The sequence below is a fragment of the Myxococcales bacterium genome (assembly GCA_016712525.1).
GTDB lineage: Bacteria > Myxococcota_A > Polyangia > Polyangiales > Polyangiaceae > JAAFHV01.
Window position 1 is genome coordinate 1,006,048 of sequence record JADJQX010000007.1, and the last position, 26,327, is coordinate 1,032,374.

Here is a 26,327-nt window from a genome sequence, read left to right on the forward strand (position 1 = left end):
TACAGTCCGGCGCGGTCGCCCCGAACTTTGGTAGGGTCTCCCGCGATGCCCTCGCCGTCGTTCGTGCGCCCACTCGCCCTCTTCGCGGTCGGTCTCTCGGTCGGCCTCTCCTCCTTCTCGGCAGGGGTCGCCGTCGCCGCCCCGGAGGCGCCCTCGAAGCCCCCCGAGCCCTCCGCCGTGCGGGAGCTCTTGCCCTTCACGAAGGAGACCCTCCCGAACGGCCTTCGGGTGATTTTCCACGTGGACCACACGGTCCCAACCGCGGTCGTCAACCTCTCGTACCGGGTCGGCTCCCGGTTCGAGCCGAAGCGGCGCACGGGCTTCGCCCACCTGTTCGAGCACCTCATGTTCATGGGAACGAAGCGCGCCCCGACGAAGGCGTTCGACGCGTGGATGGAAGCCTCCGGCGGCTGGAACAACGCGTGGACGAGCGAGGATCGGACCGATTACTACGACGTCGGGCCTTCGCAGGTGCTGCCGCTCCTCCTCTGGCTCGAGGCCGACAGGCTCGGTGAGCTCGGCCCGCTCATGACCCGCGAAAAGCTCGACGCCCAACGCGAGGTGGTCCGTAACGAGCGCCGTCAGACCAGCGAGAACCAGCCCTACGGAAAGGCGGACCTCCGCCTCCCCGAGCTCCTCTTTCCGGAGGGCCACCCGTACCACCACCCCGTCATCGGCTCTCACGCCGACCTCGAGGCGGCCTCGGTCGACGACGTGAAGCAGTTCTTCGCGACGCACTACACGGCGTCGAACGCCTCGCTCGTGGTCGCCGGGGACTTCGACCCCGTGGCGACGAGGGCCCTCGTGGTCCGGTACTTCGGGGGGCTGCCGACCGTGCCTCGCGCGTCCGATCCCGGGCTGCCGAAGGACGCCCCGAAGCTCTCGAGCGTGGTGCGCGAGACGATGACCGACGCCGTCGAGCTCCCTCGGGTGACGTTCGCGTGGCCGTCGCCCAAGCACTTCGCCAAAGGGGACGCCGAGCTCGACGTTCTGGCGCAGGTCCTGGCGGGGACGAAGGCGAGCAGGCTCACGGAACGCCTCGTATTCAAAGAGAAATTGGCTCAACGGGTGGAGGCGTATCAGGCCTCCGGAGCGCTCGAGTCGCGGTTCGTCGTCGAGGTGACGGCGCGGCCCGGCGCGAGCCTCTCGACCCTGGAAGCGCACGTGGCCGAGGAGCTCGAGCGCGTCCGAACGAAGGACGCCACGGAGGCCGAAGTGTCGCGTGCGAAAGTCGGCATCGAGACGTCGCTCATGACGCGCCTCGAGAGCGTTCGCGAGCGGGCGAGCCTCTTGAACGCGTACGAAGAGGAGACGGGCGACCCCGGGTACCTCTCCAAAGACTTGGCGCGCTACCGCGCGGTGACGTCTCGTGATCTTCGCGAGACGGCGGCTTCGACGCTCTCGAAGAGCGCGCATGTCGTGCTCACCGTCCTCCCGGCACCCGAGAAGGCCACGGCGGATCGAGGTGGGCGATGAGCCTCCGCTTCGGCGCCGTCGCGACGGTCCTCGTCCTTTCCCTCGCGGCCTGCGAGCCGATGGCACCGCCGTCGGCCAAGGCCCCCCTCCCGTTCGCTCCGCCGCCGAAGCCCGCGCCGACCGCGGTCGCTTCGCCGGACGTGCTCGGCGAGCGCCCGGTGCCGGAGCGCCCTCCTGCCTACGTTCCGCCCGCGCCGGTGGTCGTCACGACGAAGAGCGGCCTCACGGTGTGGCTGCTCGAGCGTCACACGCTCCCGATCGTGTCGGTGTCGGTCGTCGTGCCGGGCGGAGCTTCGGTCGATCCGCCCGGAAAAGAGGGCCTCGCGAGCCTCGTCGCGAACCTGCTCGACGAGGGGGCGGGGGGCAAGGGAGCCCTCGAGCTCGCGCGGACGTTCGAGGCGCTCGGGGCGCAAGTCAAGACCGGCGCGGTCGCCGACTACTCGTTCGCGCAGCTCACCGTCCTCCGGCGAAACCTCGGCGCGGCGCTCGTGCCCTTCTCCGACGTCGTGGCGCGCCCGTCGTTCACCGCGGCCGATTTCACCCGCGTGAAAGAGCTCTGGGCGAACGACCTCCGCGCCAGGAAGAACGATCCGGGCGAGGTGGCGCGGGTGGCCGGGCTGCGGGTTCGGTACGGCGCCGATCACCCCTATGGGCACCCGACGGACGGGACCCCGCGCGGCGCGGCGGCCATCGCCTTGAATGACGTGCGCGACCTCTACGGGAAGACCTTTCGCCCGGAGCGGACGACCCTCGTCGTGGTCGGCGACGTGGACCGAAAAGCGCTGGAAGACGAGCTCCTCCCCGCGTTCGGGAGCTACGTCGGCGCGCGTGGCGCGACCCTCGCCGCTCCGGCGTTGCCCGAGGTCGCGCCGAGGCGCAGGGTCGTCGTCGTCGACAGGCCCGACGCCCCGCAGAGCGTCGTCTCGCTCGTGCTCCCGGGGCTCGCGGCCCAGCTCCCCGACGCGCCGGTCCTCTCGAGGGCGAACGTCGCGCTCGGCGGGTCCTTCACCTCACGCCTCAACCAAGACCTCCGCGAGGAGAGGGGCATCACGTACGGCGCGAGCTCGCGGCTCTCGTTCGCTCGTGGCCCGGGGATGTTCGTCGCGCAGGCCTCGGTCGAGACCTCCAAGACGGGCGAGGCGACCAAGGCCCTCCTGGCGGACGTGGCCGCCTACGCGACCGACGGTCCGACGAGCGAGGAGGCCGAAAAAACGAGGCTCGTGGGGCGCGCCGAGCTCGTCGAGGGGTACGAGGGCGTGGCCTCGGCCGCGGCGCGCCTCGCGCGAATGGCGGGCATCGGCGAAGCCCCGGACTACGAGGCGAGAGCTGCCAAGCTGCGCGACGGCGCGACCGTCGAGGCCCTCAAGAAGGTCGCCCGAGAGCACCTCGACCCAGCGCGCGCCGCCATCGTGATCGTCGGCCCGAAAGACAAGGTCTTGCCCCAGATCGAGCCGCTCGGGCTCGGCCCTGTCGAGGTCCTCGTCGTCGAGTGAGCCACGTCGATGCACGGGAGCAGGCGCTCGCTTCGTCGTTGACGGCTCGGCGGCTCCTGCCTAATCGTCGAGGCCCATGTCCGTATCCATCGCTCTCGCGCCCGGCGCAGAAGAAAATGGCCTCGCGTCGATGCTCGCGGAGCTCGTCCGCCAGAACCTCGACGCGAAGCCGCACAAGCTGAAAGACTTCTACGCGCTCCGCGGGAGCTACGCGATCGTGGCCGACGACGCCGACGTCGCCCTGACGCTGCGCTTCGCGTTCGGGCACCTCACGGTCCACGACGGCATCGTGTCGGTCCCCGACGTGACCATCCGCGCCACGAGCGACGTGGTCATGGCGCTCTCGAACATGCCTGTCGGACCGTTCGGGCTCCCTATTCCCGAGAACGACATGCAGCGGGACGTGCTCAAGCAGGCCATGTCGGCCCTGCGGGCGAAGAGCTTCCAAATCTACGGTGGTTTCGCGCACTTCGCGATGCTCCAAAGGCTCACCCGGGTGCTGTCGGTCAACGGCTGAACGGCTCCGCTCATCGGGGCCATCCGGGGCCTTTTTGCGGCGCGCGCGTGCAAAAGGCCTTGACGGGTGTGAAGTACAAACGTACGGTGCGCCCTCCCGTAGGTACCCCCGAGGTGCCCGGGCATCCCGCGGATGCGCCTCTTCTCGGCGCAAACCTCCCCAAGCTCCACGAAGATTTCGCAGGTTCGTCATGGCCGTTCACATCCGTCTTGCCCGCGCGGGCGCCAAGAAGAAGCCCTTTTACCGCATCGTCGTGACCGATCACCGGAGCCCCCGTGGCGGCCGGTTCCTCGAGAACATCGGCACCTTCGACCCGTCGCGTGAGGGCTCGTTCACGGTGGACGCCGACCGTCTCGCCTACTGGACGGGCACCGGCGCCCAGCCGTCCGACACGGTCCTCGGCCTCATCAAGGCCCAGAAAAAAGCGGCCGCCGCGGCTGCCAAGTGATCTCGTGACCGTCGCGCGCGTCGCCGCTCGGGTGGCGCGTGACGGCGGTCGTGCGTCCGCCGGCCCATGAACGTGGTCCAGGCGCCTAGGAGGTCCAACATGCCCCTGAAAGAGCTGATTCGATCGATTGCCGTCGAGCTCGTCGACCACCCCGAGAAGGTCGTGGTCACCGAGATCGCGGGCGAGAACAACAGCCTCATCGAGCTCCGCGTCGCCAAAGAAGACGTGGGCAAGGTCATCGGAAAAGAAGGGCGCACCGCGCAGTCCATGCGTACGCTCCTCTCGGCGATGTCCACGAAGCTCGGGCGGCGCGCCCACCTCGACATCGTCGACTGACGTGCTGCGGCCCGGGAGCCCCTTCGGTTCTCGGGCCGTTTTGCGCCCGCCGCACGCGGAGAAGACATGATTTCGCCCGAAGCCTGGGTCCCGCTCGCCGAGGTCGCTCGCCCACATGGGGTGCGTGGAGAGCTGCGCCTCCGACTCTTCAACAAAGACAGCGACGTCCTCCTCGAGCAAGACGAGGTGCTCGTGCGCCTCACGGACGGCGAAGAGCACGAGGTCAGCGTCGATTTCGCGCGGCGCGCCGACCAAGCCATCTTGATGAAGCTCCATTCGGTCGACGATCGTGATCGCGCCGAGGAGATCCGAGGCGCGCTCATCTGCGTGAAACGAGCCTCGTTCCCCCAGCTGGGCGAGGGCGAGTTCTACACCTGCGACGCGCTCGGGGCCGAGGTGTGGGTCGAGGAGGCCGGGAAGGAGCCCGTGCGCCTCGGGCACGTGAGGGACATCGTGAGCTACCCGAGCGTCGACACGCTGGTCGTGCGCGCCGACGACGGAGGGACCGACTACGAGGTGCCGCTCGTCGCCGCGTTCGTGTCCACGGCGGACGTGGCCCGAGGTCGCTTCGTCGTCGAGACGATGGAGGGGCTCGAGCGGCCGCAGCCGAAGGCCCCGAAGCCCCCCCCGAAGCCCCGCGAGAAGCGGGCGAAGGCGGAGTGAAGGCGCCCGCGTGCGGATCGACGTCGTCACGCTCTTCCCCGAGCTCTTCGAGGCCTTCGCGCGGGTATCGTTCGTCGGTCGCGCCGTCGCGACCGGGGCGGCGAAGCTCCGCTTCAAGTCGCCTCGTGATCATGGCCTCGGCAACCATAGGAGCGTCGACGACACGCCCTACGGCGGCGGGAGCGGCATGGTCATGCGCGTCGACGTGCTCGTCGAGGCGCTCGAGGCGCTCGAGAAAGACGGCGCCGACGAGGCACGCGCGCACCGGGTGCTGCTCACGCCTCAAGGGGCGAGGTTCTCTCAGGCCCACGCCAAGCGCTTCGCGGGTATGAACGCGCTGGCCCTCGTGTGCGGTCGGTACGAGGGCTTCGACGAGCGTGTCCGCCACTTCGTCGACGAAGAGGTCTCGCTGGGCGATTTCGTCATGACCGGGGGCGAGGTGGCCGCGATGGCCGTCATCGAGGCGACCGTGCGGCTCCTCCCAGGGGTGCTCGGCAACGCGGCGTCGGTCGAGGAGGAATCCCACGGCGACGATGGGCTCCTCGAGTACCCGCAGTACACGCGCCCCGTGACGTTCCGGGGGCTCGGCGTGCCGGACGTGCTCGCGGGCGGAAACCACAAAAAGATCAAAGACTTTCGTGACGAGGAGCGGAAGGCGCGCACCCGCGAGCGCAGGCCCGATCTGTGGGCCGCGTACGAGGCGCGGCAGGCGGCCCTGCCTTCGCCACCGAAGCGTCGCGCGCGCGCGGAGAGGGCCGTCGTCCGCCCCGAGCCCGAGGGGAACGACGAATGAGCGGAGAGGGTAGAGAGGTCTCCATCGCGCTCGTGCACCACCCCGTGCTCGACGCGCAGAAGGGCATCGTGACCTCCACCGTCACGAACCTGGATGTCCACGACCTCGCGCGGAGCGCTCGGACGTTCGGGTGCTCCTCGTATTTCGTGGTGCATCCCGTCGACGCGCAGCTCGCGCTCGTCGAGCGCATCCGCGAGCACTGGACCGTGGGATCGAGCGCGGCCCGCATCCCCACGCGAAAAGAGGCGCTCGCGCTCCTCCGCCCGGTGCGGTCCCTCGCCGACGTCTACGCATCGTACGGAGGACGCGACGGGGTGACGGTGTGGGCGACCGCCGCGCGAGCGCCGCGCGACACCCTCTCGTTCGTCGAGGCCCGCCGGGAGCTCGAGGTGCCTGGCAAGCCGGTCGTCATCCTGTTCGGCACCGCGTGGGGGCTCCCGAACGAGCTCCTCGCCGAGGTCGACGCCCTCTTGCCTCCGCTCGGCGCGCGCGAAGGTCGCGGTGACGGGTACAAGCACCTCAGCGTGCGCGCCGCGTGTGCCTTGACCCTCGATCGCCTCCTCGGCGAACGCTGACTCCGAGGTCCCGAGCCGGAGCTACGCGGCGCTGCCCGGGCCTAGCTCGGCGTCGGTCCACGGGGGCTCGACGACGAGGCCGCCGGGCTTGCCGGGGAGCGCCTCGACGAGGACGACCCTGGCCGGAAGAGTGAGCCGCGCGTGGACGAACGCGATGCGCTTCGGCTCGAGCCCCGACGCGCGTAGGGTCGAGAAGAGCCGCACCGTCTCGGTTGCAGGATACACGAAACAGGCGCGCCCTCTCGGGGCGAGCGCCCGCCGCGCGAGCACGACGAAGGGCTCGAGCGGGCCGACCTTGGCGTGCCGCACGGCATCGCGCGGGACACGCCCCCGGCCCTCGGGCGAAAAAGGCGGGTTCGAGACGACGAGATCGGCTCGCGCGTCGAGGAGGAGCTCGGGGTTCGTCACGTCGCCTTCGAGGACTCTCGCCTCTCCCGAGACGCCGTTCCGAGCGACGTTGCTCCGGCAAAGCGCCACCATCGAAGGCTCGCGCTCGACCAGCGTGACACGCGCGGCGCTGCCGGTTCGAAGTAGCAGGAGCCCCACCGTGCCGACCCCCGATCCGAGGTCCACGGCGTGCTTCGCGACGCGCCCCTCGCGGCGAGCGAACCGCGAAAGGTGGAGCGCGTCGACGTTGACGCGGTAGCCCTCGCCTCGCGCCGGCTGGTCGAGCTCGAGCCCGAAGACGATGTCGGTCGTGACGTTCATACCCCGCCGCGTGGGCCTACTTCGTCGGGCGCCGGCCTCGCAGGCTGAGCGCCGTGACCGCACCGGGGAAGGTCTGCACGACGTGGGTGCCGACGAGCGTCGTCTCGCCGTTCACCTTGCCCACGGCCGTCACGCGGATCGGCACCGCGGTGGGGAAGTTGAGGGCTCCGAAGAGGCCGATGCGGCTCGTTCCGTTTCGCGCCTGCTGCTGGTCGGGGAGGGGATCGGCTTCGTTCTCGCCGAAGTAGAAGAGATCCGCCTCGTGGGGGACGTCGGTGTCGACCATCGCGCCCGAGACGCGAACGTCGTCGCAGTCGTGCACCTCGCCCGCGAGCACACCGCGGTCCGGCTTCGGGATGAAGCCTCCGGCCGCGGCCGCGACGGTGTTCACGTCGGTCGCGGCGACGGCCGCGGGATCGTGCTCGACGACCCCGCCCTGCACGCGGGCGTTTCGGAACATGACGTTGTAGTCGTAAAGGTCTTTCCAGCGGCTCCCACCGGGGACGACGTCGCTGGTCTTGACGATGAGGGGGGTCTCGGTCGGGACGCCGGCGTACGTGTAGGCGCGCAGCGTACAACCGCCCTCGGGGCACTTTTTCAGCCACGTGGGCTTGGGCTCGAGGAAGGCGTCGGTGTCCTTCGTCTCGACCGCTTGGCCGAGCTTCTCGCCGAGCGTCCCGTTCGGGCCCTCTTTGAAGATCTCGATGCGGACGCCGGCCGAGTCGTTTCCGCTCGAGAAGAGCCGGACGTACCCCTTCAAGGTCACCGTCTGGGGTGCTTCGAGCGCTCCGGGGGCGTCGAGGCAGCCGAGCCTGAGCGTGGGATCCGTCGACGAATAGCGGTTAAGGCCCGTGCCGCGCGCGAGCTCGCGGGTCGGAGAAGCGACGAACGTGCAGCACGCGCTCACGTTTCGTGGGGCACGGCACGACGTCGGGCTCGCGTTCGCGGGGGCCGTGCACGCCGCGCAGTGATCGTCCTTCGCGGCCTCGAGGCACGCTTGAGCGCCGCCGTCTCCCGCCGGGGACGCGATGGTATTGCTCGAGCACGCACCAGCGAGGGAGACGAGAGCGCCGAGGAGGGCGGCGAGGGCGAGCACGTTCTTCATGGGGTCGGCATAGCAACCACGCCCGGGCCGAGCTAGCGTGCTCAGCGTCCCTTGAGCATCTCCGTCGAGAGCCTGACGCTGCGCGTAAAGGGTGAGGCCAAGCGCCTCGGGTTCGAGGCCGTCGCCATCGCGCGAGCCGACCTCCCGCTGGACGTGGATTTCGCCCGCTACGAGGAGTTCCTCGCGCGGGGCTACCACGGCGACATGGCGTACCTCGAGGCCGACCGTGAGGTACGGAGGTCCCTCGAGGGCGAGGGCATGCTGCCGGGGGCGCGCTCGGTCGTGTGCGTCGCCCGGAGCTACAAACGTGCCGACGCGGCGGAGGACCCCGGAATTGCCCAGTCCATCGCGAAGTATGCGCGCGGACAGGACTACCACAACGTCGTACGTAAGAAGCTGCGCCGCCTCGCCGCGTTCGTCCGCACGCTCGGCGAAGGGGTCGCGGCGCGCCCGTTGCTCGACGATGCGCCCGTCTTGGAGCGCGCATGGGCCGCACGAGCGGGGCTCGGGTTCGTCGGAAAAAATGGGCTCCTGATCGTGCCGGGGCAGGGGTCGTTCGTCCTCCTCGGCGAGGTCGTGACCACGCTGTCGCTCGCGCCCGACGAGCCCATCACGGGGCGCTGCGGGGCGTGCACCGCGTGCCTCGACGCATGCCCCACGACGGCGTTCCCCGAGCCGTTCGTGCTCGACGCGCGCCGGTGCGTGGCCTACCTCACGATCGAGGCGCGGGAGGTCGCTCCCGAGCCTCTCCGCGAGGGAATCGGGGAGCGCGTGTTCGGGTGCGACACCTGCCAAGACGTGTGCCCCTTCAACGCCGGGCGCGGCTCGGCCGGTGATCCGCGCCCCTTCACCCCTCACGCCCGCCTCGCCGAGCTCTCTCTCGAAGGGCTCGCGTCGCTCGACACGGCGGCCTTCGACGCGCTCCGCGAGGGCAGCCCCATGGGGCGACCGGGGCGCGATGGGCTGCGTCGCAACGCGGCGATCGCGCTCGGCAATCGAGGAGACCACGGCGACGCGACACGCGCCGTGCTCGAGGGGCTTCGAGACGACGTCAGCCCGGCCGTGCGTGAGGCCGCGGACTGGGCTCTCGGCCGCCGTCGCTGAGCCGAGCCGCAGCGATCGGCGACTTCTCCTCCGCGTGTCCGCCCCCGATGCTCGCGGCTCGTGTTCGCGCTTGCCGAGGGGCGGTGTTCTTCGGTAGCGAGTCGCCCATGGATCCGCTTTCGCTCGTGCCCGGGGTTCTGAAGAACGAAGCGCGCGCCGTGGCGCGAACCCTCCGCGCCGTCGACGATCGCGTCCCGGGGTCCGAGGCCGTCCTGAAGGCGCTGTTTCCCCACACGGGGCGCGCCTATGTGGTTGGAATTACTGGAAATCCTGGAGCAGGCAAGAGCACCCTGACCGACCGCCTCGTGAGCGCGTACAGGGCCCGTGGGCAGCGTGTGGCCGTGCTCTGCGTCGATCCCTCGAGCCCCTACAGCGGTGGCGCCATCCTCGGCGACCGGATCCGCATGGGCAGGCACTCGACCGATCCCGGGGTGTTCATTCGAAGCGTCGCCACGCGCGGCCACCTCGGGGGCCTTTCGCGGTCCGCGCGAGACATGGTGCGCGTGCTCGACGCGTCCGGGGCCGACGTCGTGCTCGTGGAGACCGTGGGGGTCGGGCAGGACGAGCTCGAGATCACGCGCACCGCGCACACGACCCTCGTCGTGATGGCGCCCGGCATGGGCGACGAGGTGCAAGCCATCAAGGCGGGGATCATGGAATCGGCGGACGTCTTCGCCGTGAACAAGGCCGACCGCGACGGCGCCGACTCTACGATCCGCGACATCGAGCTCATGATCGCGCTCGGCTCCGAGACGATGGTCGCGGCGTCGAAGTCGCGAGGTCACGTGGTCCATGGGAGCGCCGTGACATCCGGCGCGCCCGCTTCGGGACACTCGGCCTCGTGGACCCCCCCCATCGCGCGCTGCGTGGCCGTCCGCGGCGAGGGGATCGATACGCTCGTCGGTCACCTCGACGCCCATCGCACCTGGGTGGAGACCTCCGAGGCCGGCCGCGCGCGCAAGGAGGCGAGGCTCCGCGAGGAGGTGCGCGAGGGGCTCCGGGAGGCGCTGATCGAGGCGGCGACCCGCGCCCTCCACGCCGAAATCGAGGCGGCGACCCATCGTGTGGCCGAGCGCACCTCGGACCCGTACACGGAGACCGAAGCGCTCCTCGAGGCCTTCCGCGGTGGGCGCGCCTGACTCGTGGTTTTTGCCCCGAAGACCGCCGTTTTCGGCCACTATGGGCCCACGATGATGCTCCGCGTGAACCATGCTCGCCTCGGCCTTTCGGCCCTCTTCGCCCTCTCGCTCGTCGGCTGCCCCGACGCCGAGAGCCCGTCGAGCGCGAACGACGAGCCTCAAATGCGGGTCACGATCGATTTGTCGAAGGGCGCGGACAACCCCTCCTTCACCCTGAGCCACAGCGAGTCGCGGAGCTTTCGAAAGCGCGTCGAAGACCTCGAAGAGCAGAAGAACCGCGTGCTCCCGCAGCCCGGCCAAGGGGGCTACCAGGGCCTCGTCCTCCGCGAAATCGGCCGCGGCGACGGCCGCCCCGAGTACCGCGTCAAGAACGGCTGGGTCGTCGTGAAGTCGCCCACGTCGCAAAAAGGCTACGCCGATCCGCTCCGCAAGACCGAGGCCTGGGTCATCAAGGCGGGGCAGCGCGTGGTGCCCGCGGCGGCCTACGAAGAGGTCCGTCGTGAGCTCGACAGCAAGTAGCGTCAGGTGAAAAAGAGGAGCTTGCCCCACACGTACGCCGCGAGCGCCCCGCCGAGCGCGAGCATCGCGGCGTAGAGCGCCAGGGAAATCCTCATCCCGCGGCCGGCACGCCCGCCGTCGCGCATCCACGGGATGGCCGCGGCGTGGGCGAGCACGAAGATCCCCACCGACGGCCACGCGAGCCGCCCGAGCACGTGCAAGACCACGTCACGCGGCGCTTCGCGCGCGAGCTCGCCAGGTGGGATCGTGCGGAGCGCCGGGATCACACCGAAGACGGCGAACACGAACACGACCGGGTACGAGAGCAAGTGCCCGGCGAAGAAGGCCGCGAGTGGCCCAGACGCGGCCTTCGGAGCCCCCGAGCTGCCCATGCCTCACCGCTTCGGGGCGCGAGAGCCCGCGGCCTTGGCGGGGGCGGCCTTCTTGGCGGCGGTGGCCTTCTTGGCGGGGGTGGCCTTCTTGGTGGGAGCGGCCTTCTTGGCGGGGGTGGCTTCGGGGCCTCGGGCGCGTTTCGGCTTTCGCCCGACCTCTTCGGCCTCGAAGGCGCTCGGGCACAGCGCGTTCACCGAGCACGTGCCGCAGGCGGGCTTCCGGGCGAAGCACACCCGCCGCCCGTGGAAGATGAGCGTGTGGCTCGTGATGTCCCATACGTCGCGAGGGAGCTTTGCGCAGAGGGCCTTCTCGATGCGCTCGGGCTCGGTTTCTTTAGTGAATCCGAGCCTTTGCGCGAGCCTCTGGACGTGCGTGTCGACGACCACACCCTCGGGCGCGCCGAACGCGACCCCGAGCACCACGTTCGCCGTCTTTCGCCCCACGCCGGGCAGCTCGACGAGCTCGTCGAGCGTGCGAGGCACCTCGCCGCCGTGCCGCTCCACGAGCATCTTGGCGAGCTTCGTGACGTTGCGGGCCTTCTGCCGGAACATCCCGATGGTGCTGATCTTCTCTTCGACCGCCTCGGGGCTCGCGTTGGCGAGGCGCTCGGCCGTGGGGTAGGCGGCGAAGAGGGCGGGGGTCGCCTTGTTGACCGCGACGTCGGTCGTCTGGGCGGAGAGCACCGTCGCCACGAGGAGCTGGAACGGCGATTGGTGATCGAGCTCGCAGTGGGCGTCGGGGTGAGCCTCGCGGAGGGCGGCGAGCAGCTCCGTCGCCGACGCCGAGGGCCCCGCGCGGCGCTTTTGGCGCGCGGCGGTCTCGGCGGTCTTGGTGGGCTTCTTCGAGGCAGCCACGGTGCCCTCAGTTGAGGTCCGGCGGGGCGTCGTTGCCGTCGCCCGGGGCGGTGCCTTCGGTCTCTCCGGCGCCGTCGATGACCTCGGCCCCTTCGGCGAGCTCGGCCCCTTCGTCGCCTTCGACCTCGGCCTCGACCGGGGACTCGGCGAGACGCTCGACCCCGACGATGCGCTCGCCCTCTTCGACGCTCATGATCTTCACGCCCTGCGCGTTGCGGCCGGTCTCGCGGATCTCGCCGACGCGCGTGCGGAGCATCTGCCCTCGGTCGGTGATGAGCATGACCTCGTCCTCGTCGCAGACGAGCTTCACGTCGACCACGGGGCCGTTCCGCTCGCTCGCGTCGATGAGAATGATGCCCTTGCCGCCGCGGTTCTGGATGCGGAACTCTTCGATGTCGGTGCGCTTGCCATACCCCCGCTCGCACACCGCGAGCACGTGCTTGCGCTTGTCGTCGGTCACGGTGAAGCCCACGACCTGATCGTCGTCGCCCACGTCGATCGCCTTGACGCCCATGGTGCTGCGGCCCGTCGGGCGGACCTGCTCCTCGGGGAAGCGGATGCTCTGGCCCTGCTTCGTGGCGATGAGGAGCTCGCGTTTTCCGTCGGTCAAGACGGCCGAGAGGAGCTGATCGTCGCCCTCGATCTTCACGCCGATGATGCCCTTTTGGCGGAAGTTCTCGTAGTCGGTGAGCTCGGTCTTCTTGATCTGGCCACGCTTCGTGAGCGTCGTGACGAAGCGCTCGGGCTCGATGGCCGGCACCTCGACGACGGCCGCGATCTTCTCGCCGGGCTCCATGCCGACGAAGTTCACGATCGCGCGCCCCTTCGACGTGCGCCCCGCGAGCGGGATCTCGTAGACCTTCTTGACGTAGACCTTTCCCTTGTCGCTGAAGAAGAAGACGTACGAGTGCGTCGACGAGACGAAGAGCTGGCTCACCCAGTCCTCGTCGCGCGCCTCCATGCCGACCTTGCCCTTGCCGCCACGTTTCTGCGCGCGGTAGGCCGACGGGCTCGTGCGCTTGATGTAGCCGGCGTGCGAGATCGTGACGACCATGTCCTCTTCTTGGATGAGGTCCTCGTCGCTGATGTCGGCCTCGCTCTCGACGATCTCGGTGCGGCGCTTGTCGGCGAACTTCGCGCGGATCTCCTCGAGCTCCATGACGATGAGATCGAAGAGCACCTTCTCGCTCGCGAGAATGCCGCGCAACCGTGCGATCTCGTTCGACAAATCGCCGTACTCCGCCGCGAGCTTCTCTTGCTCGAGGCCGGTGAGCTTGGCGAGGCGCATGTCGAGGATGGCCTTGGCCTGACGCTCGGACAGGAAGTAGTCGCCGCGCTCCTTGGCCTCGGCGATCTCGTCCTCGGGCCGGCCCGCGCGACGGACGAAGGCCTCGAGCCCCTTCAGTGGGAGCGCCATGAGGGCGACCTTCGCCGCGTCCGTGTCGCGGCTCTGGCGGATGGTCTTCACGACGAGGTCGACCTCGGTCGTGGCCATGCCCAAGCCCTCGACGATCTCGCGCTGGGCTTCGGCTTGGCGAAGCTCGTACCGGGTGCGCCGTGTGACGACGTCGCGCCGGTGCTCCACGAAACAAGCGAGCGTCTCGCGGAGGTCGAGCACCGCGGGGCGCCCGCGCACGATCGCGAGGTTGATGACGCCGAACGACGTCTGGAGGTCCGTGAGGCGGTAAAGCTGGTTGATGACGACCTGGGGGAGGACGTCCTTCTTGAGCTCGACGACGAGGCGGATGCCATCGCGGTCGGACTCGTCGCGCACCTCGCTGATGCCTTCGATCTTCTTCTCGCGAACGAGCTCGCCGATGCGCGCCGCCACCTTGGCCTTGTTGACCTGGTAGGGGATCTCGGTGACGACGATCTGCTCGCGCTCGCCCTTGCCCGGCGCCTTCTCGACGTCGATCTTGGCGCGCATGATGATGTTGCCGCGGCCCGTGCGCTGCGCCTGCAAGATGCCCGAGCGCCCGTAGATGAGGCCGCCCGTGGGGAAGTCGGGGCCCGTGACGAAGCGCATGAGGTCGTCGATGGGGCAGTCGGGGTTCCGTACGAGGTGCACGGTGGCGTCGATCACCTCGCCGAGGTTGTGCGGCGGAATGTTCGTCGCCATGCCGACCGCGATGCCGCCCGAGCCGTTCACGAGCAGGTTCGGGATGCGCGAAGGGAGCACCGTGGGCTCCTCTTTGCTGTCGTCGAAGTTCGGCTGGAAATCGACGCACTCCTTGTCGAGGTCGGTGAGGAGCTCGACGGCCACCTTCGAGAGGCGCGCCTCGGTGTAGCGGTAGGCGGCCGCCGGGTCGCCGTCGACGCTGCCGTAGTTGCCCTGGCCGTCGATGAGCGGGTAGCGCATCGAGAAATCCTGAGCGAGGCGGACCATCGCGTCGTACACGCTCGCGTCGCCGTGCGGGTGGTACTTGCCGAGCACGTCGCCGACGATGGTGGCGCTCTTGCGGAACGCCGTCGTCGGCATGAGGCCGGCCTCGTACGCGGCGAACAAGATGCGCCGGTGCACGGGCTTCAGGCCGTCGCGCACGTCGGGGATCGCGCGCCCGACGATGACGCTCATCGCGTAGTCGAGGTAGCTCGTTCGCAGCTCGTCCTGGATCGAGACCGGGATCTTTTGGTTCGGTGACGTGGGGGGCGGCGAGGGCGGGTTCGGCGACGTCATGAGCGGGCGGAACACTAGTTCAGGACGGAGGGCGGGACAAGGCCAAAACCCCTATTTTCGCCGTGCGAAAGGGGCATAATTCGGCGAAAGGCCCGCGCTTCTCTCCGCCGGGTCCGCTATCGTCCCCGTCGAGGACCGTGAGCCCCCAAGATCCCTTCAACCTCGGCGGTCGGGTGCTCGACGGCAAGTACCGCCTCGACGGGGTCATCGGCGAGGGCGGCTTCGGCGTCGTGTACGTGGGGCGACAGCTCGCCCTCGATCAGCCCGTGGCCATCAAGGTGCTGAAGCCGCAGAAGGCCGGGGCCGACGTCGCCTCGTTCATGCGCGAGGCCAAGGTCCTCTTCCAGCTCTCGCACCCGGGGATCGTGCGCCTCTACGATGTGGGGAACGTACACACCCACCTCGGGGAGAGCCCGTACGTGGTGCTCGAGCACCTCGCCGGCCGCACGCTCGACGAGGAGATCGAGCGACGCGCGCGGGAGCGTCGGCCCTTCTCCGCCGACGAGCTCGTCCGGCTCGCGGACGGTCTCCTCGAGGCCCTCGCGTTCGCCCACCAGCGAGGCGTCGTGCACCGCGACATCAAGCCCGCGAACGTCATGATCGTGGACGGTCCCTCGGGGCTCGTGACGAAGATCCTCGATTTTGGCCTCGCGCGGGGCGACGTGACCACGATGCACACGTCGACGGGCGTCGCGCTCACGCCGAGGTACGCCGCGCCCGAACAATGGATGGCGACCTACGGCGCCGTGGGCACGCGCACCGACCTCTTCGCGCTCGGCCTCGTGCTCGAGGAGGCCGCCACGCTCGCGCCGGCCCTCGAAGGGGAGACCATCCCCGACGTCATCGCGAGCAGCACGAGCCCCACGCGGAGGTCCCGCGTCTCCGAGCGGCGCCCCGATCTTCCGCCCGTCTTCGCCGAGATCGTCTCGCGGGCGACGCGCGTGTCGCCCGAGGAGCGCTTCCCTTCGGCGGACACCATGCGCGAGGCGCTGCGCTCGCAAGGGCCTGGGAGGGTGTCGGGGTACGGCGCGCCGCCTCTTCCCGAGCTCGGGGTCCCCGTGCCTTCCCCGAGCGGTCCGCTGCTCCCCCCGGCGGTCGGTCGTATCGAGGCCCTCGGCGCGCCGCCGCCGGTCGCGTCGCGAGGCCTCTCGCTCTCGCAGTCCGCTCCGGGGTACGCGCCGGGGCGGATGTCGGACCCGGGGCGGATGTCGGACCCGGGGCGGATGTCGGACCCGGGGGCTCGGCCTTCGCTCGGGGCCTTCGTGCCCGCGCCCCCCGCGCCGAGATCGAGCGCCGTCGCGCCTGCGTTCGCGCCCGCACCCACGTTCGTGCCGGCCTCGGCCCCCACGTACGACGCCGCGCGTGGGAAGGGGTCGAACGGCTCCTCGGCTATCGGCGGAATCGTGCTCGTCGTCGGCGTGCTCGGTCTGGTCGCGCTGGTCGCGCTGCTCGTGGTGGCCGTCGTCGCGCTACGCGCGCTCTCCCACGCGGAGGTGGTGCCACAGCCCGCGTCCTCTCCGGGCGAGCCACAGCCCGCGTCCGAGCCTCCGTCCGCCTCGGCCCCCGCGTCCGAGCCTCCGTCCGCCTCGCCCCCCGCGTCGACGGTCGCGCCCGCGAAGCCTCAGGTCCCACCCGGCCCGGCGCCGGCACCGTCGACCCCAACCGTTCGAAAGGCTTACGGTTTTCGGGTCGTGAGCATGACGGGAGTCGCCCCCCGCGAGGCCGAGATGCGCGCCGCGGTCGCTCAGATGTCGCAGCGCCTCGCGACGTGCTTCGAGGGGCCGGGGCGCACCGGTGTCCCGTGGAACGTGACCTTCACGAAGCGCGGGTTCTCGCTCTCCGGGATCACGCGCGAGGGCACGGTCGTGCACGCGACGACCGAGCCGGGCCCCGCAGGCCAGCTCCGCGACTGCACCGACTCGGCCCTGGCCGTCGCCCCGTTCCCGTTCCCGCCGGCGCAGAAGACGCCGGACGGCGGCACGCTGACCCCGTCCGTCGTGTTCGTGCTCGGCCGCGAGTAGGCCACGCTCCACGCCGATGTGTGGGGCCCGCTGCTGGCCCATGCGCGATTCGGAGGCCGACGACGAATCGCCCGGGCGGCCTCTCTCCGACCCATCGCGCACGCGACGGTCGCGAGCGCGCCGAGGATCAGAAGAAGTTGCCGATGGTGAACTCGAACACGCTGCTCTCTTCGTAGTAGAGCTTGTTCAGCGGGAAGCCCCACTCGAAGCGGAGCGGCCCGAGCGGCGAGAACCAGCGCACGCCGAAGCCCGTCGAGGCGCGCAGGTTCAAGAGCGACGAGGCCTCGAAACATGGGCGCACGAGCTTCGAGAACTGCGGCGCGGGCGTCGTCTGGCAGTACTGGTTTTCGAGGTTCCAGGCGTTGCCGGCGTCGAAGAAGGTGACGCCGCGGATGCCCACCTTGTCGATGATGGGGAACTCGAGCTCGACGTTCGTGTACGCCTGGAGGTTGCCGCCGATGTTCGCGCCGTTCGTGATGGGCGCCGAGTTCACGTCGAGCGACTGGTTGAGGGGCAGGCGAGGGCCGACGGTGCGCAGGCGGTAGCCGCGGACGTCGAGGATGCCGCCGAGGAAGAAGCGCGCGAAGATCGGCACGCCCTCGGACTTCGGGCTCGTCACGAGGCCCGCCTCGCTGTTGACCTTGAAGACCACGCCCGAGCCGGCCTGGTCGGTCTGACCGAAGAGGGGGATGTAGAAGCGGCCCGTAAGCCTGTGACGCAAAAACTCGATCTCGCTGCCGAGCACGCCGCTCGCGACCTCGGTCGAGGCCTGGAGGAAGAGGCCGCTCGTCGGGAAGAGGCGGTTATTTCGCGTGTCGTACGTGATCGTCGGGCGGAGCGAGATCGTGCGGCCGGCGTTGAAGAGGTTCGCGAGCGGCAGCCTCTGGAAGGTGCTCGCGAAGCTCGACGTGGAGCCGAGGAAGGTCGTGACGGCGGTCGTGTCGACCGTGTCGTTCTGCACCGTGCCGGTGAGGCTCACGCGGAGCCACGGCTGGATGAGCGCGTAGCCGAAGGTGAGCGAGCCGCCGAGCGACCGACGCGAGAAGTCCGTGAAGATGTAGAGCTGGTCGTAGATTTCGGTGCTGGCCGACCAGTCCGAGTCGAGGAAGTACGGCTCGAAGAAGCGAATGCTGATGAGCTGGCGGAGCCCGGAGATCTGCGCCTGGAGGGCGAGGGACTGACCGTTGCCGAAGAGGTTCGCCTGCTGGACCTGCGCGGTCGCGATGAAATTCTCGACGCTCGAGAAGCCCGCGCCGACCTGGAACGTGCCCGTCGGGCGTTCGGTCACCTCGAAGGTGATCTGGATTTTGTCGGGCGAAGAGCCCTGCTGGGTGCTCACGTCGACCCGCTCGAAGTAGCCGAGCGCGGTGATGCGGCGCTTCGAGTCCTCGACCTTGGTCTCGGAGAAGAGCTGGCCTTCCTCGATCTCCATCTCGCGACGGAGCACCTTGTCGCGGGTCTTCGTGTTGCCCTTCACCTCGATGCGCTCGACGTGCACGAGCGGGCCGCGGCGGATGGGGATGACGATGTCGACCTCGCGATGGACCGGGTCGAGCTCGGTCTCGGGGTCGGCCTCGACGTTGGCGTAGCCCGCGTCGCGGTAGAGGAGGCGGACCGCGGTGAGGTCCTTCACGAGATCGGCGCGGTTGAAGAAGTCCCCGCTCTTCGCCTTCACGAGCTGGCGGAGCGCCTTGCGGCCGCCGATGGGCTCGACCTCGCGCCCGTCCGCGTCGCGCTCGAAGACCTTGAGCTGGCGGATCTTGAAGCGCGGACCCTCGTGGATGGTGACCGTGATCTCGATGCCCTCACGATCCGGCGTGAGCATGACGCGAGGTGTCCCCACCTGCACGTTCATGTAGCCCTTGTCGTAGTAGAGGGCCGTGAGCATGAGCACGTCGCGCTCGAAGATGTCTTGGCGGTACGGGCCGCCCGAGCCGAACGCGAAGAAGCCGCCGTTGCCCGTCTGCATGCCCTCGCGGAGCTCGGTGTCGGGCACGTTGTAGTTGCCGATGAACGTGATGCGCCGAACGGTGACGGGCTGGTGCTCGGCGATCTTGAAGCGGACGACGACCTCGTTGTCCTTCTCGGCGTCGATCTGGGACTCGACGTCGGCGAGGAAGTAGCCCTTCTCGGCGTAGGCGTCCTTCAGCTTCTGCACGCTGCGGCGCACGGCCGGCACGCTCAAGATGGTGTTGGCCTTGACCTCGATCGCCTCTTGGAGCTTGTCGTTCTCGATCTCGCTGTTGCCCTCGAACTCCACGGCCTTCACGTTCGGGCGCTCGCGCACGAGGAATGTGAGGGTGATGCCGCGGTCGGAGCGGGTGAGGTCGACCTCGATGTCGTCGAAGAAGCCCGAGTCCCACAGGGCGCGGACGTCGGACGCGAGGAGCTCGGGGCGGAAGGCTTGGCCGGGCTTGAGGCGGAGGTACGTGAGCACGTCCTCCCGGGCGACCCGGCGGTTTCCGCGGGCGTCGATCGAGAGGATGGTGGCCCCGGCGGCCTTCTCGGCCTCGGTCAGCGGGAGGCGGATCGCGGGCTCCGCGGGGCCCGCGGCTCGGGGCGTGCCCTTTTGCGGGTCGGCTTCAGGGGCGCCCGCGTCGGCGGCGGAGGGGCCAGCGCCGGCGTCTCCTGCGGGTTTCGACGGGGCGCCAGCGTCGCCCTGGGGCTTCGCGGGGGCGCCAGCGTCGACGGGGCGCGCGTCGGCGGTGGTCGGCCCGGGCAGGCCTCCGTCGGCGGATTGGGCGCCAGCGGTCGCCGGGAAGACGAACAGTATCCAAAGGATAGCCGCGCTCAACGCCGCGAGCTGCCGGACGAACGTCCGCTTTTGGACCTGGGTGGAAAGGAGGCGCATCGCGGAAGAAGGCACCCGGGACGAGCCCTCGGGCGCCCGCGGTCCTATCGCGTTCGAGGGAGGGAGGTCAACCGCGCCTTTCCCCTAGGTGCGCGAAAGGTGGGCCCGCTCAGGATCCGACCGACGTCGGCTCGGTGCCCTTCGAGGCGGCAGGGCCCTCGTCGATCTCGGCCCGCCGCGGCCACCAGAGGTACCCGGAGAGGCCGATGGCGACCGCGAGCGTGAGCATGGCGAGCCTGGGCGGCATGTGGTCGGACAACACGCCGACGAGCGGCGGGGACCACAGATCCCCGAAGAGGTGGATCGAGAAGATGGCGAGGGCCATGGCGCTCGCGCGAAGGTGGGAAGGAACGCTCTTCAAGATGATCGCGTTGATGGGCGAGGTCGAGAGGAAGAGCGCCGTCTCGCAGAAAAGCGCAGAGGCGAAGAACCCGTTCGCCGACGGGGAGAGGAAACACGCCGCCGCGAGCGGGGCGCCCACGAGGCTGCCGATGGCGCACAGCTTGAGGAGCGCCCCGATCTCCACCCGGGTCACGTGGGCGGCGTGCGCGTCGTGGGCTTCGGTGGAGCCTCGGAGCGCCGCGCGATCGACCGCGCGTTTTTGCATGCGATCGGCGAACGAGCCGCCGACGAAAGTGCCGATCGCCCCGCCCACCACGGTGAGCAAGCCGAAGCGGAAGTTCGCCTTCGCCAGATCGATGTGGAAGGTGTCGGACAGGAACGTGGGCGCCCAGTACGAGAAACCGCCGATGGCGAACGTGTACGCGCAGTAGCCCAAGATGGCGCGCCTGTACTGGCGCGACGCCCAGAGCTCACCGAACGCCTTGCGCACGTCGGCCTTCTCGCGCACGCCTCGATCCGGCTCCGCGATGAGCAGGCACGTGAGCGCGAGCACGAGCCCGGGGCCGCCCGCGAAGTAGAACGCCGCGCGCCACCCGTAGGCCTTCTCGAGCGCGCCCCCGAGCAGGTACCCGAGCGCCGCGCCGATCGGCTGAGCCACGTAGAAGATCGCGAGATATTTGCCCTTTTTGTCCTTCGGGGTGACGTCGTCGATGAGGGTGGGCGCGATGGCCGTGAAGCTCGCCTCTCCCACGCCGACGAGCGCGCGGAAGACGAGCATCGAGGTCGCCCCTTGGGCGAGGCCGGACGCGAACGTCGCGATGGACCACACGACGATGCCGAACGTGATGAGCCACGTGCGGCGCATGCGATCGCCGAGCACACCGAAGATGGGGCTCGTGAGGAAGTACCCCGCGAGGAACACCGTGGCCATGAGGCCGCTCACGAAGTTCGACAGATGAAGCGTGTCGCGCACCTTCGGGAGCACGGCGGCGAGCACGTACCTGTCGATGAAGTTGAGGAGGTTCAGCGCCGTGAGCAGCGCGAGGACGAGCGTGGGCCGCCGAATCACCGCCTCACCGTATCAGGGGTTCGACGGAGCGGCGTGGAATCGGGCGGGGAGGGGATGGCCCGCGCGGCTGCGAGGAGGCTCGTGCCGGGCAGGCGGGGTGCGGTCGGCCGCGCGGATGCTAGGATTCGCGCATGATCCGCGTCAAACGCGCGCTCGACTGGGCGGCGCAGCTCCACGAGCACCAGCTCCGCAAGTACCCCGGGGTCCGTGTACCCTACATGAGCCACCTCGCGGGCGTGGTCGCGACGCTCTCGCGCCATGGGTTCGCGGCCGACGTGGTCGTCGCCGGAGCCCTCCACGACGCCATCGAGGACGCCGGGATCACGAGGGGTGACATCGCCGCGCGCTTTGGCGAGCACGTGGCCGAGCTCGTCGTCGCGTGCAGCGAGGCCGACAAGAGCCTCCCCTGGGAGGCGCGGAAGGCGGCCTACCTCGAGGCCTTCCCGAAAAAGCCGTGGGATGCGCAGGCCATCACGCTGGCCGACAAAATCGACAACCTCGAGAGCCTGCTCGTCTGCCGCGCCGACCACGGTGATCCGTGGGCCCAGCTCAAACGTGGGCGCGAGGCCCAGCTCGAGCGCTTCTTCGCCCTCGAGCGCGCAGCCCGGTCCCTCGCGCCGCACCCCCTCGTCGACGAGTACTCCGCGGTGCTCGCCGAGGTCGAACGGTCAGCCTAAGGCTCCGTAAGTACTCCGCTTTCAGGCGTCAGACGTCGATGTCTTGGGCGTCCTCGGCGTGCTCCATGATGAACTGGAAGCGCGCCTGCGGATCTTTGCCCATGAGGTCGGAGATGATGCGGTCTGTCGCCAGGGCGTCGGCGATGTCGACGCGCAAGAGGCGCCTCGTGCGGGGCGAGAGCGTGGTCTCCCAAAGGACCTTGGGCATCATCTCGCCGAGCCCCTTGAAGCGCGTGATGTCGACGGCGCTCTCGTCCTTACCGAGGCTCTTCAATATGCGCGCCTTGTCGGCCTCGTCGGCGGCCCAGAAGGTCTTCTTGGCGGCGTCGATGCGGTAGAGCGGCGGGACCCCGACGTAGACGCGGCCGGCCTTCAAGAGGTCGGGCATGTGCCGGTAGAAGAACGTGAGCAGGAGCGTCGTGATGTGGTGGCCGTCGGAGTCGGCATCGGCGAGCAAGATGACCCGCGCGTAGCGGAGCTTCTCGACGTCGAGGTCTTTTCCGACGCCGCACCCGAGCGCCACGATGAGATCGGCGATCTCCTTGTTTTCGAGCACCTTCGCGAGCCCCATGGCCTCGGTGTTGAGCACCTTGCCTCGGAGCGGGAGCACCGCCTGGTGCTCGCGATCGCGCCCCTGTTTGGCGGAGCCGCCTGCGCTGTCGCCCTCGACGATGAAGAGCTCGGTGCGCTCGCGCGCGTGGCTCGTGCAGTCGGAGAGCTTGCCGGGGAGCGTGAGCCGCCCGCTCGTGGCCGTCTTGCGCGAGATCGCGGCGCTCGCGGCCCTCGAGGCCTCGCGGGCGCGCGCGGAGAGCACGATGCGCGCGACGATCTGCTCGGCCACGCTGCGGTTCGAGTTCATCCACTGCTCGAGGGCAGGGCGGACGGCCTGGTCGACGGCCCCTTGCACCTCGGGGTTGTTGAGCCGGTCCTTCGTCTGGCCTTGGAACTGAGGCTCCGCCACGTACACGCTCAGGATCGACGCGAACCCCTCGCGGATGTCGTCGGCCGTGATGGTGACCCCGCGCGGCGTGAGCGCGTGGGTCTCGACGAAGTTGCGTACGGCCTTGCCGACCGCGGCGCGGAGCCCGTTCTCGTGCGTGCCGCCGGAGCCCGTGGGGATGCCGTTCACGTAGCTCCGCACGTGCTCGTCGGTCGACTCGGTCCACTGGAAGGCGACCTCGACCTTCACGTCGCCCTCTTTCACGAGGGTGAACGGCGCCTCGTGCACGGGCTTCGCCCCGCGCTCCCCCACGACCTTCTTCAGGTAGTCGAGGATGCCGGCCTCGTGGCGGAACACCTCTTCTTTTCCGGTCGACTCGTCCGTGAAGCGAATTTTTACGCCACGATGCAAGAAGCTCGCGATCTCGAGGCGATCGCGGATCGTGGCGGCGTCGAACTCGGTCCGTGGGAAGATCGTCGGGTCGGGCTGGAAGTGCACCCAGGTGCCCGTGCCGCGCGCGGCCCCGAGCTTCTTCAGCGGACCTTGGGCTACGCCGCGACGAAACTCCATCGCCCACTCGGCGCCCTCGCGCTTCACCTTGGCGACGAGCTTCGTCGAGAGCGCGTTGACCACGCTCGCGCCCACGCCGTGGAGGCCGCCCGAGGTCTTGTAGTTCTGGCCCTCGAACTTGCCGCCCGCGTGGAGCGTCGAGAAGATGATCTCGAGCGCGCTCTTCTTGAGCTTCGGGTGTTTGTCGACCGGGATGCCGCGGCCGTCGTCGCTCACGGTGATGCTCGATCGGTCCTTGTGGAGGACGACCGCGATCTCCTTCGCGTGGCCGTTCATCGCCTCGTCGATCGAGTTGTCGACGATCTCCCAGACGAGGTGGTGGAGGCCCGCCGTCCCGACGCCCCCGATGTACATGCCCGGGCGCTTTCGCACCGGGTCGAGGCCCTCGAGGATCGTGATGTCTTTTGCTGTGTATTCGGTCGCCATCGCGTTTCCGTGCGCTCAGGTGCGGTCGAGGGGCTCGGGGGCCGTGACGGGCTCCGAGACGACCTCGGTGAGGGTGCCCCGGCTCATGATTTCGCGGCCTTTTCCGCCGCGCGAGGTGAGCTCGTAGCGCCCCGTGTTGATGCGCTGCTCGCCCCCCATGCTCGTCTTCACGACCAAGGTGTCGCGGTCGTCTCGCGCGGCCTTCGCGGCGAGGATCTCGTCGTCGTCGGCGAGGCTCATCAGCATGACCCCGCGCCCGGCCGACCCGAGGTACTTCACCTCGGTGAGCTTGCAGAGGAGCGCGCGGCGTTTCTTCGACACGGCGAGGACGGTCTCGCGGCCCGAGACGAGCTCGGCCGTCACGACCTTCGCGCCGTCGGGGAGCTTCGCGTACTTTCGCCCCGCGCGCGTGTGCTCGGCTCGGCGAACGCCTCGACGCCGAACGTGAGCCCGTACCCGTCGCTCGTGGCGGCGAAGCCGAACGTCTCGGGGTAGTGCGTCTCGTCGCCCGCGAGGCCGCCCACGACCCGCGGGTCGAGCGAGTAGGCGGCTACGATTTGCTCGCCGTCCTTCATCTTGAAGAGCTTTTGGATGGGCTCGCCGTAGCCGGTCGTGGCCGGAATGTCGACGATGCGCGCCGTGTAGGCCGTGCCGAAGCTCGAGAAGAAGACGATGCTCGCCTTGGTGGAGCCCGCGACGACCGAGAGCACCGCGTCGCCCTCGCGGAGGCGCGAGGCCTGCGGATCCTTGATCTCGCGCTGGCGCTTCACCCAGCCGTCGCGCGTGAGGAGCACGTGGTTGTCCTCGGCGACGATGAGGTCCTCTTCGGTGAACGTGGGCTCGTCGCCGACGGCCTCGATGACCGTTCGGCGCTTCGCGAGCGGGCCGAAGCTCGCTTGCAGCTTCTGGAGCTCGTCGCGCACGATGCCCCAAATGCCCACCGAGCCGCGCTCGGCGAGGAGCTTCGAGATCTCCGCCGCGCGCTTCTTTCGGTCCTTGAGCTCGTTCGTGATGACGAGGATCTCGAGCCGCGCGAGCCGGTAGAGGCGCAGCTCGAGGATGGCGTCGGTCTGCTCGGCGTCGAGCTTGAAGCGCGCCATGATCTTCGTCTTCGAGTCCTCCCGGCCCTCGGAAGATCGAATGATCTTGAGGATTTGGTCGAGGGCATCGAACACCGTCGCGAGGCCTTCGAGGATGTGCATCCTCTTCTTGATCTCGCCGAGCTCGTGCTGGAGCCGCTTCGTCACCACCTCGAGGCGGAAGTGGAGGAAGTGCCAAAGCATCGACTTCAGATCGAGGCGCTCGGGCCGGCCCACGTCGGGGTTCTCCGTCGGCACGAGGCACGTCATGTTGACGGCGAAGTTCGACTGGAGCGGCGTGTTCTTGAAGAGGTACGCGAGCACCTTCTGCTCGTCGGCTTCCTTCTTGAGCTCGAGCTCGATGCGCACGTCCTCGGTGGAGACGTCGCGCACGTCGAGGAGGAGGGGCATCTTCCGCGCGAGCACCACGTCGGCGATGCGCTCGACGAGCACCGACTTGTTCACCGCGTAGGGGATGCTGGTGATCACGATCTTCTTCGACGTGCGCGTGGCCTCGCCGGGCTCCCACGTGGCGCGGACCTTGATGGTGCCGTGGCCGGTCTCGTAGATCTGCTTGATCTCTTCGGGGCTCGAGACGATCTGGCCCCCGGTGGGGAAGTCGGGGCCCTTCACTGTGCGGGCGAGCTCGCGCGACGAGAGCTGCTTTCCCTCGAGCAAGGCGTCGAGGAGCCTCACCGAGGCGACACACACCTCCTCGGGGTTGTGCGGCGGGATGTTCGTCGCCATCCCGACGGCGATGCCCGTCGCCCCGTTCACCAGCAAATTCGGGAGCTTGGACGGGAGCACGACCGGCTCGGACTTCGTGCCGTCGTAGTTCGGGTGGTAGTGGACGGTGCCCTGATCGAGGCCGCTCAAGAGCTCGGGCGCCGTGGGCGCGAGGCGGCACTCGGTGTAGCGCATGGCCGCGGCCGGGTCGCCGTCGAGCGAGCCGAAGTTTCCGGAGCCGTCGACGAGAGGGACGCGCATCGCGAAGGGCTGGGCGAGGCGGACGAGGGCCTCGTAGATGGACGAGTCGCCGTGCGGGTGGAAGCCGCCCATCACGTCGCCGACCACCGTCGCGCACTTCTTGTGCTTCGCGTCGGCCATGAGGCGCGAGCGCCACATGACGAACAAGATGCGCCGCTGGACGGGCTTCAGGCCGTCACGAACGTCGGGCAAGGCGCGGCTCGTGATGACCGAGAGCGCGTAGTTCAGGTACCGCGCCTGCGCGATGTCATGGAGGGAGACCGGCTCTTCGGGCCTCGCCGGGGGCTCGTCGCCGCCGTCGCGTCGGCCTTTGGCGCGCGTGCCTTCTCGGGCGTTCGCGCCCGACTTTCCCGTGGTGCTCGGAGTCTTCGAGGATTTTTTCGTGGCCAAGGAACGTCTCGCCGTCGAGGTCGATTTGGGCGGACCACATCAAATCCGTTCAGTCCCGTCAAGTTTCGGTCGCCGGCGCGGCTGTGCGGGTGTCCCGTGGTCGCCCCCCGAAACGTGCCCGCGGTGATCGTTTTGCCCGCGCTCCCCGCACGTACCTGGAAGAGCCCCGGCCTCATCCGGGCGGAGCCATGCCCGA

The 26,327-nt window shown here is 69.3% G+C and carries 21 protein-coding genes and 1 pseudogene; 13 read left to right on the plus strand and 9 right to left on the minus strand.

All coding sequences use genetic code 11. The features are described 5' to 3' along the window. The first annotated feature begins 45 nt into the window (after nt 1–45). From IPK71_21465 to IPK71_21500, 8 genes are all read left to right on the plus strand, one after another. Nucleotides 46–1,476: an insulinase family protein gene (locus IPK71_21465; protein MBK8216309.1), complete on the plus strand. Its 1,431-nt coding sequence runs from the start codon at nt 46–48 to the stop codon at nt 1,474–1,476. After that, the gene (locus IPK71_21470; protein ID MBK8216310.1) at nt 1,473–2,969 is read left to right on the plus strand and encodes an insulinase family protein; all 1,497 of its coding nucleotides are present in this window, start codon (nt 1,473–1,475) and stop codon (nt 2,967–2,969) included. The genes IPK71_21465 and IPK71_21470 overlap by 4 nt, the downstream gene beginning before the upstream one ends. A gap of 76 nt (nt 2,970–3,045) precedes the next feature. Next, nucleotides 3,046–3,486 carry a hypothetical protein gene (locus IPK71_21475; GenBank protein MBK8216311.1) on the plus strand — a complete coding sequence of 147 codons (441 nt, stop codon included), beginning with the start codon at nt 3,046–3,048 and terminating at the stop codon, nt 3,484–3,486. Nucleotides 3,487–3,676: 190 nt separating this feature from the next. Next, nucleotides 3,677–3,934 (plus strand): 30S ribosomal protein S16, encoded by a 258-nt coding sequence (gene rpsP, locus IPK71_21480; GenBank protein ID MBK8216312.1) that lies wholly within the window; start codon nt 3,677–3,679, stop codon nt 3,932–3,934. A gap of 99 nt (nt 3,935–4,033) precedes the next feature. Beyond that, complete coding sequence (locus tag IPK71_21485) at nt 4,034–4,270, plus strand: KH domain-containing protein (protein ID MBK8216313.1); 237 nt, start codon at nt 4,034–4,036, stop codon at nt 4,268–4,270. A gap of 66 nt (nt 4,271–4,336) precedes the next feature. Beyond that, a complete protein-coding gene (gene rimM, locus IPK71_21490) occupies nt 4,337–4,933 on the plus strand; it encodes a 16S rRNA processing protein RimM (protein ID MBK8216314.1) in 597 nt (198 codons plus the stop codon). A gap of 10 nt (nt 4,934–4,943) precedes the next feature. Then, nucleotides 4,944–5,726 (plus strand): tRNA (guanosine(37)-N1)-methyltransferase TrmD, encoded by a 783-nt coding sequence (trmD, locus tag IPK71_21495; GenBank protein ID MBK8216315.1) that lies wholly within the window; start codon nt 4,944–4,946, stop codon nt 5,724–5,726. Then, entirely contained in the window at nt 5,723–6,301 is a 579-nt protein-coding gene (locus IPK71_21500; protein MBK8216316.1) for an RNA methyltransferase, read from the plus strand. Before trmD ends, IPK71_21500 begins: the two co-directional genes overlap by 4 nt. A 21-nt stretch (nt 6,302–6,322) precedes the next feature. Here the strand turns inward: IPK71_21500 and IPK71_21505 are convergent, their stop codons facing one another. Then, entirely contained in the window at nt 6,323–7,009 is a 687-nt protein-coding gene (locus IPK71_21505; GenBank protein ID MBK8216317.1) for a methyltransferase, read from the minus strand. 16 nt (nt 7,010–7,025) lie between these two features. After that, nucleotides 7,026–8,114, minus strand: coding sequence for a hypothetical protein (locus IPK71_21510; GenBank protein MBK8216318.1), 1,089 nt, complete (start codon nt 8,112–8,114; stop codon nt 7,026–7,028). 51 nt (nt 8,115–8,165) lie between these two features. Here IPK71_21510 and queG point away from each other — a divergent pair, with 51 nt between their 5' ends. From queG to IPK71_21525, 3 genes are all read left to right on the plus strand, one after another. Further along, nucleotides 8,166–9,218, plus strand: a complete 1,053-nt coding sequence (gene queG, locus IPK71_21515; protein ID MBK8216319.1) for a tRNA epoxyqueuosine(34) reductase QueG — start codon at nt 8,166–8,168, stop codon at nt 9,216–9,218. Between the two features lie 107 nt (nt 9,219–9,325). Next, a complete protein-coding gene (meaB, locus tag IPK71_21520) occupies nt 9,326–10,357 on the plus strand; it encodes a methylmalonyl Co-A mutase-associated GTPase MeaB (GenBank protein ID MBK8216320.1) in 1,032 nt (343 codons plus the stop codon). Between the two features lie 63 nt (nt 10,358–10,420). After that, nucleotides 10,421–10,876, plus strand: a complete 456-nt coding sequence (locus IPK71_21525; GenBank protein MBK8216321.1) for a hypothetical protein — start codon at nt 10,421–10,423, stop codon at nt 10,874–10,876. A 2-nt stretch (nt 10,877–10,878) separates the two neighbouring features. Here IPK71_21525 and IPK71_21530 read toward each other — a convergent pair whose 3' ends face one another. Genes IPK71_21530 through gyrA form a run of 3 tightly spaced genes read right to left on the minus strand, consistent with a single transcriptional unit; the run spans nt 10,879 to nt 14,779 of the window. Next, nucleotides 10,879–11,247 carry a hypothetical protein gene (locus IPK71_21530; GenBank protein ID MBK8216322.1) on the minus strand — a complete coding sequence of 123 codons (369 nt, stop codon included), beginning with the start codon at nt 11,245–11,247 and terminating at the stop codon, nt 10,879–10,881. A gap of 3 nt (nt 11,248–11,250) precedes the next feature. Further along, a complete protein-coding gene (gene nth / locus IPK71_21535) occupies nt 11,251–12,102 on the minus strand; it encodes an endonuclease III (protein MBK8216323.1) in 852 nt (283 codons plus the stop codon). Nucleotides 12,103–12,109: 7 nt separating this feature from the next. Further along, a complete protein-coding gene (gyrA, locus tag IPK71_21540; GenBank protein MBK8216324.1) occupies nt 12,110–14,779 on the minus strand; it encodes a DNA gyrase subunit A in 2,670 nt (889 codons plus the stop codon). Nucleotides 14,780–14,916: 137 nt separating this feature from the next. On the opposite strand from gyrA, the gene IPK71_21545 reads away from it, so the two are divergent. Continuing rightward, nucleotides 14,917–16,800, plus strand: a complete 1,884-nt coding sequence (locus IPK71_21545) for a protein kinase (GenBank protein MBK8216325.1) — start codon at nt 14,917–14,919, stop codon at nt 16,798–16,800. A 127-nt stretch (nt 16,801–16,927) separates the two neighbouring features. On the opposite strand, the gene bamA is transcribed toward IPK71_21545, so the two are convergent. Together bamA and IPK71_21555 are read right to left on the minus strand one after the other, a co-directional pair. Further along, complete coding sequence (gene bamA, locus IPK71_21550) at nt 16,928–19,651, minus strand: outer membrane protein assembly factor BamA (GenBank protein MBK8216326.1); 2,724 nt, start codon at nt 19,649–19,651, stop codon at nt 16,928–16,930. A 109-nt stretch (nt 19,652–19,760) separates the two neighbouring features. Next, nucleotides 19,761–21,062, minus strand: a complete 1,302-nt coding sequence (locus tag IPK71_21555; GenBank protein ID MBK8216327.1) for an MFS transporter — start codon at nt 21,060–21,062, stop codon at nt 19,761–19,763. 131 nt (nt 21,063–21,193) lie between these two features. Between IPK71_21555 and IPK71_21560 the strand changes: the two genes are divergently transcribed. Next, a complete protein-coding gene (locus IPK71_21560) occupies nt 21,194–21,739 on the plus strand; it encodes a bifunctional (p)ppGpp synthetase/guanosine-3',5'-bis(diphosphate) 3'-pyrophosphohydrolase (protein ID MBK8216328.1) in 546 nt (181 codons plus the stop codon). Nucleotides 21,740–21,767: 28 nt separating this feature from the next. On the opposite strand, the gene IPK71_21565 is transcribed toward IPK71_21560, so the two are convergent. Both IPK71_21565 and IPK71_21570 read right to left on the minus strand, forming a co-directional pair. Beyond that, nucleotides 21,768–23,675, minus strand: coding sequence for a type IIA DNA topoisomerase subunit B (locus tag IPK71_21565; protein MBK8216329.1), 1,908 nt, complete (start codon nt 23,673–23,675; stop codon nt 21,768–21,770). Between the two features lie 15 nt (nt 23,676–23,690). Next, nucleotides 23,691–26,131, minus strand: a pseudogene (locus IPK71_21570) (DNA topoisomerase IV subunit A). Nucleotides 26,132–26,327: the final 196 nt, after the last annotated feature.

What these genes read in the sequence shown, in the direction of transcription:
- IPK71_21465 (MBK8216309.1), top strand. Translation starts at nt 46, where the DNA reads ATGCCCTCGCCGTCGTTCGTGCGCCCACTCGCCCTCTTCGCGGTCGGT.
- gyrA (MBK8216324.1), bottom strand. Translation starts at nt 14,779, where the DNA reads ATGACGTCGCCGAACCCGCCCTCGCCGCCCCCCACGTCACCGAACCAA.
- IPK71_21565 (MBK8216329.1), bottom strand. Translation starts at nt 23,675, where the DNA reads ATGGCGACCGAATACACAGCAAAAGACATCACGATCCTCGAGGGCCTC.
- IPK71_21560 (MBK8216328.1), top strand. Translation starts at nt 21,194, where the DNA reads ATGATCCGCGTCAAACGCGCGCTCGACTGGGCGGCGCAGCTCCACGAG.
- meaB (MBK8216320.1), top strand. Translation starts at nt 9,326, where the DNA reads ATGGATCCGCTTTCGCTCGTGCCCGGGGTTCTGAAGAACGAAGCGCGC.
- IPK71_21475 (MBK8216311.1), top strand. Translation starts at nt 3,046, where the DNA reads ATGTCCGTATCCATCGCTCTCGCGCCCGGCGCAGAAGAAAATGGCCTC.
- IPK71_21470 (MBK8216310.1), top strand. Translation starts at nt 1,473, where the DNA reads ATGAGCCTCCGCTTCGGCGCCGTCGCGACGGTCCTCGTCCTTTCCCTC.
- IPK71_21500 (MBK8216316.1), top strand. Translation starts at nt 5,723, where the DNA reads ATGAGCGGAGAGGGTAGAGAGGTCTCCATCGCGCTCGTGCACCACCCC.
- IPK71_21510 (MBK8216318.1), bottom strand. Translation starts at nt 8,114, where the DNA reads ATGAAGAACGTGCTCGCCCTCGCCGCCCTCCTCGGCGCTCTCGTCTCC.
- IPK71_21530 (MBK8216322.1), bottom strand. Translation starts at nt 11,247, where the DNA reads ATGGGCAGCTCGGGGGCTCCGAAGGCCGCGTCTGGGCCACTCGCGGCC.
- IPK71_21505 (MBK8216317.1), bottom strand. Translation starts at nt 7,009, where the DNA reads ATGAACGTCACGACCGACATCGTCTTCGGGCTCGAGCTCGACCAGCCG.
- IPK71_21485 (MBK8216313.1), top strand. Translation starts at nt 4,034, where the DNA reads ATGCCCCTGAAAGAGCTGATTCGATCGATTGCCGTCGAGCTCGTCGAC.
- bamA (MBK8216326.1), bottom strand. Translation starts at nt 19,651, where the DNA reads ATGCGCCTCCTTTCCACCCAGGTCCAAAAGCGGACGTTCGTCCGGCAG.
- rpsP (MBK8216312.1), top strand. Translation starts at nt 3,677, where the DNA reads ATGGCCGTTCACATCCGTCTTGCCCGCGCGGGCGCCAAGAAGAAGCCC.
- rimM (MBK8216314.1), top strand. Translation starts at nt 4,337, where the DNA reads ATGATTTCGCCCGAAGCCTGGGTCCCGCTCGCCGAGGTCGCTCGCCCA.